This window comes from Blautia sp. HA3515 (assembly GCF_059933065.1).
Genome location: NZ_JAYFUY010000123.1, coordinates 25,496 through 35,888, shown reverse-complemented (window position 1 = coordinate 35,888; position 10,393 = coordinate 25,496). Strand labels below are relative to the sequence as shown.

The following is a 10,393-nucleotide window of genomic DNA, read 5'->3' as shown; positions in this document are numbered from 1 at the left end:
ATGTGGTTGTTGACATAGGGACATCAGGAGTGTAGCCTGATGGTGCTTGAAAACACATCGGCAATGTCTTGCATTGGCTTTCTTGTCCTCCTCACCCAATATTCACCATTCTTAAGTCCGCTCTGAGAAACTATACCTTTATTTTCTCCTTCAGCACCTGTTATAAGAGATGTTGCATTAATCTTCTTCCATGTTTTAGAACTGTCAAGACCTGCTTTCTTTACTTCCGCTGCAGTAGCAGCGCCTGTTGTTCCATCTGCAACCTCTTTGTACAGATCAAATTCAACATTTGCAAGAGGTGTTCCGCTCTCACTTTCTGCTTTCTTTACGATCTGGATCTTAAAGGTATATACAACAGCTGTATCTGTGATCTTGTCGGTTGTAGGCTTCTCTCCCGGTTTGTTAGGTTTGTTAGGATTGGATCCGTCATCGGTTTCCGGAAGAATCTTATTGGAGTATTCCAGTGTTGCAGTGTTTGGATTGCCATCTGTAGTTGTTTTAGCTGTGTTAAGCAGTTCTGCATTATAAGTTACGATAATATCCTGTCCTGCATAAGAAGCAAGAGTTGCCGGTGCAAAATCAATGGTAAATCCTTTTCCATCCGCTGTTGCTGTTGCAGGGATTGTTGTGTTGCCTGTTTTATCTGTTACTTTTACTGAAGTTGCATCATCTTTCAGGTTAGTAGGTGTATCTGTAAGTGTGAAAGTTTTCAGCTGTGCAATGTTTGCCGGTACAGATACTGTAATTTGGTATGGAACCAGATCTCCTACACTGTAATCCGCATCATGTTTCCATTCACTTCCATTCTTTACTTCCTTGGTCATGTCTGGCTTGTCATTGGTAACAGGAATCTGAATATCTGTATCTGTATTTCCATCATAAGTAACATTTGTACCATCTACTGTAAATTCATAGGTAGTAGCACCATCCATAATATAGCCTTTATTATCTGTGCCTACAGATATCTCAATGAAACGGTAGGTACCGCTGGACAACCCGTCTACATTGATTTCACCATTTGCATCTGTAACCAGTGTCAAATCAACACCTGTGTTATCTCCGGCTGCAGTTGACTTATTTGTGATATTTATCCAGGAATCTCCATCCTTTTTCTGAAGAACAAAGGTTACACCTTGCAGTTTTGCACCGTTTTTTCCTGTTTTCACAAGGCTTACACCACCAACATCTGTTTTGTTCTTAGGATAAACATGTACATCATATAACCAGTCATCTCCATCTGTAGTCATTGGTACAGCGACCAAAAATGGCTCACAGGGTCTTGTTACAATTGCCGGACTGGTTGTCTCCACTACAAGATAAATACCAAGGTCAAGACCTGTAAATGCAGCCACACCATTAGCATCTGTCTTTACTTCACTGCCAACCTTGTTCGCTGTAACATCCGCATTAACCTGTACATTTTTCCCAGTGCCGGTATAATAGTTCTTTACATCCGGAAGACTGGTTGGATTTGTATTGTAATAGTTTGTAAGATCGTTTGCATTTGCAACCTTGTAAATAGTAAATCCCACATCTTTAATAGCAACTGCCCCTGTCGGAACCTGAGTTGCATCTTCTTTACCTGTAGCTGGTTTACCTTTACCACCGTCCTCGGTATACTTATGAATTGTAATGGAACCTTTTTTGCTTTCGTCGATTACTGGTGTTTTGTCAGCTGCAAAAGCAGAAACTGACATACTTCCAAGCAACATTGCACCGGTAAGCAGACCGGCAAGCAGTTTTTTGAATTTCTTCATACTCATATCCTCTCTCTCTTCTTCTTCTTTTTATACAGCGTTTCTGTTTTCCTGTAATTTTTGTTATAAGCATTCGCTGTTTTTATATCTCTCACACATTTATTGTTGCACCATCTGTCTGCTTCTGAGCCGGTGGCAGGAAGCTTTGCCCTCCTTTCTCCGCTTTTGTAACAGATAAATGATTACAGCCAGTCCGATGGGGATCCCACCGGAAAATCCAAGAATCAGTCTGCTCCAGCTTCCTGTTGCAGGAAGGTTGAATTTCTTCTGATCCGCAACCTGAATGGTAATGGTATCTCCCTGCAGCTTGTCAGAAACTTCCTGGTTGTCTACAAGAATCGAATTACCCTTTCGGTTAAGTACTACTTTGATTGGGGAAGCCAGAAGGCTGTACTCCTTTGGAGCCTGAATCTCTGTGATCTGATAAGTTCCATCCTCCAGATCTTCAAATGCTGCCAGACCAAGGCTCCCTGTCTCAGTAGAGGTTAGCGCTACAAAATTACTGTCAACGCTGCTGCCGTCTGCTGTCATCTTCTCCAGACGGAACTTGCGCTCCTGCCAGCTTCACCACATCTCTTCCTGATGTACCTGCCTGAATCTTCAGGATCTGTATTCTTGTCTTTGGAAGCTGATATGTATTGGTAATGACTCTCTTCTCCTGCATTTTCATCAGTAAAATTGATCCTGTCCTTGAAAGTAACGGTTTCATGATCCTGCAGTACGAAATTATAGGTTACCGCAAACCGGCCTGCTGAAAACTGTATCGTATTTTCGTTTTCAATAGGTGTAACTGTACCATCTTGACCCCACACTGACTTCTACTACCCGGTACTGCCATTCTATTGGGGACTCTTGTGTATAGTCCACATATTTATCCAATCCTGTAAAGGAAGTCTGCCATTTTCCGGTGTATATACTGCGTGCAAGCTCTGTATAGGTATTTGCATTTCCATCTGCAGGTACAGGTGCCCAGGTATCAGTATCAGGCTGTCTTCTCTGAAGCTGTACATAGATCTTATCAGGAAGATTCCCTACATAATTGGTCTCGTCAGCATTCTTCCAAAGCTTCTCTACAGAAATGTTTACAACTGGTTTTTTTGTATTTCGGAAAGTAGTTTCTACAGTAGTTTCGGTAGATTTGATATCTCCCTTTGCTGCTGTAGTTCCCTTAGGCTGTTCTATCTCGCCTATCTTAATGCTGTCCAGAGTAGAACCATCATCTGTGGAAATCTCTTCTACTTTGAAGAAGGTTCCTACCGGAATCCCGGTAATTTCATATGAGCCCGATTGTGCACCATTACTCAGATCAATGGTACACCTCTGTGTAATAGGCTTTTCTTCCAGTCCCAGGTCACCCACATTTGTAAAGGTAACAAGGAATTCATACTTACCTGACAGCTTTTCGCTGCCATCAGCCGCTGTTTTGGTAATTTTCAGGGTACCTGTCTTTACTTTATTGTAAAAGACTGCTTTCAGTTTTGTTGCTGTTGTTGTATTGTCAGGATTTGCATAAGAACGGAATACAAAAGTACTTTCAGTTGGCTTTGTACCCGTGTATGCATTAGCCTGTTCCTTTCCGTCTGCATCATTTCCGATAATATACTTTTCTGTTCGTCCGTCATTAATGGCTGTGCCAGTCTGGTTCGTCATGCCTGGTACCGGATCTGCATTGGTAACAGTATTTCCGGTTCCCATTCCGGCAACTGCCTGTCCATTCTCATACATGGTCCAGGTGGTATCAAACAGGTCTGAATCAACTTCCTCCTTCAGGGATATATAGCTTCCTCTTCGGAACTGATCTTTGAAGGTAACGGTTTCCTGATCCTCCAGTACGAACTCTCCATCTTCACCGATCACACGGGCATCACGCTTAGTTGATGTAGAGGTATAGGTAGCTCCCTTCGGGATCTCCAGCTTTCCGCTTTTGGCAGAGCCATAATCCGGGATCTCATACTGTTTGGTAACAAATCCGGTGGGCTCGGAAATCTCAACTGTAGGCCTGAATACAAAGTCTTTCAGGTAGAAATCTCTTGGAAAGTTATATCCGAACCGAATCTTGCTAAGCTTCGTCTTGTCAAAGCCACTCCAGGACATCTTGGTAAGATCCAGCTTTACTGTTACCCATTCTTTACTTTTTATGGAAACCGACCCATAGGTACGTCCGGAAAGTGTTTCCGTGTCAAGATTGCCGCCTAAGTTTCCGCTGCTGTCTTCAAATTGCAGATACATATTGGACAGGGATGGGGTATCCGTGTAATCATAATAGAACTTAATCTCCAGATAAGCCATCTTTGAAATGTCCACCGGACTACCCAGTGTTAATTCTCCATATCGCTGATCCCTATAACTGCTATCTGCATCATCCTCCTTTGCATACCAATGAACGCTTCCTGTAAGATTGCTGTCACCACTTTCAACCTTCTCAAATTTATTATCTTTATGTTTTGGGGCAACCGTATAATTCTGTTCTGCAATTCTCAGGGGCTCTGCTGCGTCTGAATCCACTTTCTTTTCAGCATAATGAGTTGCCAGATTCTTGATGGAGAAGTTAAAGATGGAAGAATCTTTAAAAAGATTACTGAACAGGCTGTTTACAGCAGTAGTGTCTACCTGTTTCTCCACCTGCAGCTGGTTTTCATCCGGGAAGTTGAAAGTAACCTTCATATTAGATTCCCACATACCACGCTCCATATAGAACATGGTCAGGGTATGTTCAGCTGTTTTATCTCCCTCCAGAGTAAACTTTGTAACTGTGGTTGGGCTTCCATCTCCTGCACTTGCTTTTACATCACTGACGGTGGCCTCTAATGTAGCAAAATTAAGAGTTCCTGTAGCAGGGCTGTGGGCGCCTCCCACATCCAGTGCAAGCTTTCCGTCAATAAACACCCACACATCATCATCACCGGAGAAATTAAACTCAATAGGTACATCTTTACCATCTTTGTCTTTGACCGTTCCGTCCTTGGTCAACCTGAAATTGAATTCCAGCTTGGCACCAAAACCGTAGTTATATCTGTCGGCCATACCAATTGAGGATGTTTCATTAAATGGGAAGAAGCCATACTTATCCTGTTCTCCATTGGAACTACTCCGGTTCTTGCAATTTTCTTGCTTATTTCCTGGATTCTGCAGGTGATATTCTCCTGTAGTTTCGTCCTGTTTCATCAGCAGGGTAGTCTCATTACTGTCAAATACCCAGTAATATACGCCATCGCCTTTCAGGTCTTCCTGCTTGAAAGGAAATGCCACATTATGGTAAACATCTCCGATCACAGCATTTTTGCTGTTATTTCCCAATAGGAAATCTTCATTAAACAGCGGAAGGACTGCATTTCCTTCTTTTGTTGCTACCAGATTGCCGTCTGCTAATGTACCACTTACAAGACCCTTGGCAATCTTTGCAAAACCCTGAAGATTACCATCACTACCGACCTGAGTGCCGTTAAAGTCAATCGCTGAGTTGTTTGTTGAAAAGAAATTATTGTAATTATCATATCCATACAGTTTCAACGTTGATGCAATATCTGAAAATCGTATACCATCAAAGCAATTTGGCTGGAAATGTCCAACATAAATGGGTATTTTCGAGCCATTTGCCTGATAGTAATCACTCAGTGCCTGGTCAAACTCACGGAATGTTACCCAGTTCCGCTGACTTGAAGCATTGTCTCCAGAATAACTGTCACGGTTATTTCCATTTAATTCATAATCTGTATAATAATCATAAAAGGTAGAATTTACATACAGGGTATCTGATGCTCTGGTAAATGTATCCTTTGCAATATCTACTACATCTTTGACCTCATCTTTGCTAGATTTCTTTACTTCTGCATTTCGGATGGTATATACTTCATCCCAGTAACCGTCTCGCTGACCACCGTTATATACTGCCGCATCTCCTGCATCAGCATAAAAGCAGGGATTTACCAGATCTGTTGGAATGGTCAGTGTTTTAGTACTCTCACCATGTGCACCGAAATTCGTTGCATTTGCAGGAGTAAATCCGAAAAATGCAATTTTTGTATACCCTTCCGGTAATTCTGCTTTGTATACATCCTTCCAGGTATGTCCGTTTTCAGAATGAGAGGATACAGGGGTCATATTCCCTGTAATATCATCTTTGCCATCTCCAGAGATATAGTATTTAAAAATTCCGTCCTCTGCAGGTATGCTGTATGCAGCATCAGCATTAGCACTTTTCTTATATGACAATTTGGAATATGTAGCGTCAAAATAAACGGTTCTGCTTCCCAGTACACCCCCAGGTGGAGTTCTCGGGTGTACCTGCATATTTGTAGCAGTCTGTAGAACCTTCTGCAAACAGTACGCTTTCTACGCCATCTTCTCCTGTACCCTGTCCATAGAAATTGGAATAGGTGTCACCCAGTACATTACCGGAAGCATCTATAAACTGTACATAAGAGCACGGATCATTTGGAATGGTAACAGAATAGCCGTTTGCCTTGCCATTTGCATTTTTTATCATTTCAGCAGATGTGACCTGCTGATATTCACCTTCGTTGCCTTTCTCATAAAAGACTGCCTTCACCCCAGTCAGGGTCTGATCTGTCTTATTTTCAAAGTACATGATCTTCCCTGCAAAGGAAGTATGATCATTCGGATCAAATGGGGTGTAGTCCTCCCATTGTTTAGTTGAGGAATTATACAGCTTATTCAGGAATACGGTATCTTCAGTCCACGTATATCTTCTAATGGTTTCATACTGTGTAACCCATTTGTCATTTTTGTCAAAAGCCTGAAAAAATAATACATAAAGACCTGTGCCCGGTTTTATTGCACTGGTCACTTCAAATGCATACACCTTCATTCCATTATAAGATGCTTTTGTATCCGTCATCACTGTAAGATGACCCGCTTTGTCGTTCGTATCTGCCTGTGTCCAGACCTTCACCGTGTACCCATTATTGGTCCAATCAGCTGGTGCAGCAAAGTATACCTTCCCAGTGTTTGGTGTTGTATTATCTGCCCAGGCCAGTGTAACAGCTGCGGCACCGCTCTCCAGCACGCTGATCAGCTGCTTACCTGCATCTTCTCCAGCATCCCCTCCTGTGTCTTCCTGGGACTCCGGATCCTGGGAAGTCGCATCCTGGACAGCTGCAGTCTCGCTTTCCACAGGAATGGCTCCCGGAAGCGCAGACAGCACATCCAGCTCTGCATTTGTTGCTGACTGCTGTTCTACTATGTTCTGGGAATCAGCTTCCTGCTGTGCATCTACGTCCTGAATACTGGTTTCCTGCAGTGCCTCCGGCTCTATGCCGATAGTCTTATGATATGTTTCTTCCTGTGCATGGTAGGAAATACCTACATAAAAATCAGCGGTATCCCCAGCCGGCAGCTGGAATGTAAGATAATCCTCTGAATCATTCTGTACTCGTGTCACTGTCAGATCTTCATCTGTCAGTCCATTCGGGATCACGCTGCTGTCAGAAGCTTCGCTGCTTAATGCTTCCTCTTCTGTCTTTCCCATAGAAACGAAAAGGCCAGAAACCGGAAGTCCGGATCCCATGTCCTTCAGATCCAGCTTAATAGTACTGTCTGCTGTGGCATCCGTATGAAGATCCTGGGCTGTCACATGTACTCCATAAAGCTGGCCGGATAAAGCGATCTCTGCCTCTGCAGAAGTATCGTCTGTGTTTTCATCTGCAGCAGTAACTGTATTCTCATCTGAAACATCCTCTGCCTCTGTATCAGAAGCGGCATCTGCCACATCCGACACCCGGCCTCCAGAGTTTTGGTCATAGAAATACGCACCAGGGATGGCTGCTCCTGGCTTCCTTCTCCTGATGTTTCGTCCTCCTGGTTGTCCGGCACTTCCGGATCTGCACTGATGGTATCCCCGGATGTTACTGCGCTGCTGTCCCAGGCAAGCGTGATCTTCCCTGTATCCTCCGGCAGGGTCACATCCTGGGACTGTTCTTCCTCTTCCCAGGTAACCTTGGCCTTCAGGTCTGCTTTGTAAGAATAGCTTTCATCCTGTGTCTTATAAACAAAAGCTGCATAAAAATCCGCACTGCTGCCTGCAGCAAGTTCATACTCCAGATAGCATGCGGTAGTGATCAGATTTCCATTAGCGTCTAATACGTATTCCCCATTATCATCCTTCTGGTACTCCTGTACCCGGGAAACGCTAAGTACATCCGTTCCATTCAAAGCTCCTTCAAGCTTTGTGGGTGGAAGGGTCACCGCCCCGGATGAGGGTTCTTGTTCCGGAACGGTCTCCTGCCACTGCGAAAAGAGGGATGTATACAATATATAGGCCGGACTGTCGTCCTGAGCATCCGTCATATACAGACGGATTCTCGCCTTGCCCTGCCGGGTACTGGATGCGTTGGAAGTAATATGTACCCATCTTGGCTGTCCCTGAGCTGCTGCTGACGCTTGGGGGGCATCTGCACTTTCAAGGATAACCGCTGCAGCTGGCTGGACTTCAGTCTCTGTGTCGGTAATCATTGCTGAATCTGTCACCTCATCCGTACCGGATGAAAAATCAGAAACAAATTCGGCTGTATCAGTATCTGCATCAGATGCAGAAAAATCAGTATTCGTAGTTTGGTCCTCATCTGAAATCTCAGTACCGGAGAATCCGCCTTCATCCTCAGAAACAGCTTCCACATCCTCTGCCTCATTACTGATGAATTCAACTCCTGTGGTCTCATCCTCATAGGATGAACCGCTGACATTTACCAGGTTTGAAATATCAGGCGTTGTTATGATCATCGCAGCGCAAGCGAACAGCGCTGCTATTTTCTGCCATGTTCTCTTTCTCATGTTCCTCACCCTTCCCAAAATTGCTGTCCGAAGCCGGGCAACATTAACACTGACCTCTATTGTTAATTATAGCTACGGAATTACGTCAATGGAATATTACATTTTCCAGAAACATATAACTTTTTGTAAAATATAAAAAGCTATCATAAAGAATAGGCTGGTTTTGGGTTAAAAAATGCTGCTTTTCAGGGATTAGCCAAAAATAAGCAGCATTTTTATTCATGTCAATATTTAACGTAAGTATGCCTATGCAAAAGAATAGCACTAAATCTGAAAATATGCTACCCTATATCTTCCCCGTTCCCGGCTGTTTTGCGGAACTTCTCAGGGCTGCATCCATAATATTCACGAAAGCTTTTGCAGAAATAGGAAGCATTGGTAAAGCCTGTCTCCTTACAGATCTGTACGATTTTCTTATTGGTAGTACAAAGAAGCTCCTTGGCCTTTTCCAGACGAAACTCCCTGATAAAATGAGTCAGGCCTTCCCCTGTCTCCTTCTTAAATATGTAACTCATATACCCTGGCGAAAGATACACGCCCTTCCCCAGGATCTCCACACTCAGCTCATCTGCATAATGCTCATACACATAGCTCTTCACCTTTTCCACATCGCTTCTGGCACCGCTCTGATTAGAAAACATGGTGTCCTCATAAAGCTGGATACTTCTGCTCCAGGATATCGATAATCTCCTGAACTGTAGTGCACTGATACAGCTTCTCAATGGCATCTGCACATTTTCGTCCGAAGAGAAATTCATATCCTTATACATTTCCTTTACAATATTCGAGCAGGAAAACTTCACAAAAATATGGGAAAACTTCCCTCCCTGCTGCTTCTGTGCGGCAAACTTGCGGAAACGCTCCCACAAATGGGTCAGATCCCGAAGCCGCACATCATTCTCCATCTTCTCCAGCAGATCAACCACCACATCATAGTTATCCTTGCCTTCCCAGTTGATATCCGGCATATAAACCCACATATCCGACCTGTAAAAGCGGTTCTCCATAAGGATCTCTACTTCCTGATAGGCATCCGCCATATTGAAATCGGATGTAATGGTACTGGAAACAGCCACATAGCATTCTGCATTCATAGTATCTTTTATAAATCCATGGACGTGCTGTCCCAGCACCGCATAATCCACCTTTACCTTATCATCAAAAAAGAGAAGAGAACTGGTGGCACTTAAATTCAGATAATGGAATGGAAGCTTCAGCTCAGCGGCCAGTTCTGTCTCAAAATCCTCTGCATGCTCTTCAAAAAAGTCTGTGGCAGTCTCTATCAGGATCATCTGACGGATCTGCTCCCACCAGGAAACATCCAGTGTAGCCATAGCTTCCGCCTTAATATCCAATCTGCCTGTATTCAGGTATTTCTGGAGATAAAACTGCTCCAAAAAGTCCTGATTCCTCTGCATCAGTACCTCTGTCTGCTTCTTCTCATCAATGGCAATCAGCGTCTTGTCGATCACATTATAAAATTCTGACGGATTCACCGGCTTCAGCACATAGCCCAACACTCCGTACTTGATCGCCAGTCTGGCATATTCAAAATCACTGTATCCGCTGAAAATAATGATGGCCATCTCAGAATCAAACTGGCGCACCTTCTCTATCAACTCCAGTCCGGTCATAAATGGCATCTTTATATCACTTAATAAAATATCTGGCTTCTGGCTCCTGGCAATCTCCAACGCCTCTTTGCCATTGCCTGCTTCCAGGATCTCCAGATCGTAGTCTTTCCTCTGAGAAGGCTTCTGATCCCTTGTCTTTCGATTCTCTCATCATCTGCGATCAAGATCTTTCGCAATTTCTACTCCCCCTGTATTTAGAACAATAAGTGTACT

At 43.6% G+C, this 10,393-nt stretch carries 7 protein-coding genes; all 7 read right to left on the bottom strand.

Annotated features, from left to right (window positions below):
* Positions 1–23: 23 nt before the first annotated feature.
* On the bottom strand, positions 24–1,757 hold the full coding sequence (locus R1Y93_RS10475) for a SpaH/EbpB family LPXTG-anchored major pilin (protein ID WP_500822767.1): 1,734 nt from the start codon (positions 1,755–1,757) through the stop codon (positions 24–26).
* A 99-nt stretch (positions 1,758–1,856) separates the two neighbouring features.
* Positions 1,857–2,288, bottom strand: coding sequence for an MSCRAMM family protein (locus R1Y93_RS10470; protein WP_500822766.1), 432 nt, complete (start codon positions 2,286–2,288; stop codon positions 1,857–1,859).
* A complete protein-coding gene (locus tag R1Y93_RS10465; RefSeq protein ID WP_500822765.1) occupies positions 2,263–2,427 on the bottom strand; it encodes a hypothetical protein in 165 nt (54 codons plus the stop codon). The genes R1Y93_RS10470 and R1Y93_RS10465 overlap by 26 nt, the downstream gene beginning before the upstream one ends.
* A gap of 107 nt (positions 2,428–2,534) precedes the next feature.
* Positions 2,535–6,077 (bottom strand): fibro-slime domain-containing protein, encoded by a 3,543-nt coding sequence (locus R1Y93_RS10460; RefSeq protein ID WP_500822764.1) that lies wholly within the window; start codon positions 6,075–6,077, stop codon positions 2,535–2,537.
* Positions 5,986–7,494: a hypothetical protein gene (locus R1Y93_RS10455; RefSeq protein ID WP_500822763.1), complete on the bottom strand. Its 1,509-nt coding sequence runs from the start codon at positions 7,492–7,494 to the stop codon at positions 5,986–5,988. The genes R1Y93_RS10460 and R1Y93_RS10455 overlap by 92 nt, the downstream gene beginning before the upstream one ends.
* A gap of 1,333 nt (positions 7,495–8,827) precedes the next feature.
* Positions 8,828–10,240 carry a response regulator transcription factor gene (locus R1Y93_RS10450; protein WP_500822762.1) on the bottom strand — a complete coding sequence of 471 codons (1,413 nt, stop codon included), beginning with the start codon at positions 10,238–10,240 and terminating at the stop codon, positions 8,828–8,830.
* Positions 10,201–10,356, bottom strand: a complete 156-nt coding sequence (locus R1Y93_RS10445; RefSeq protein ID WP_500822761.1) for a hypothetical protein — start codon at positions 10,354–10,356, stop codon at positions 10,201–10,203. Before R1Y93_RS10445 ends, R1Y93_RS10450 begins: the two co-directional genes overlap by 40 nt.
* Between the last annotated feature and the right edge of the window lie 37 nt (positions 10,357–10,393).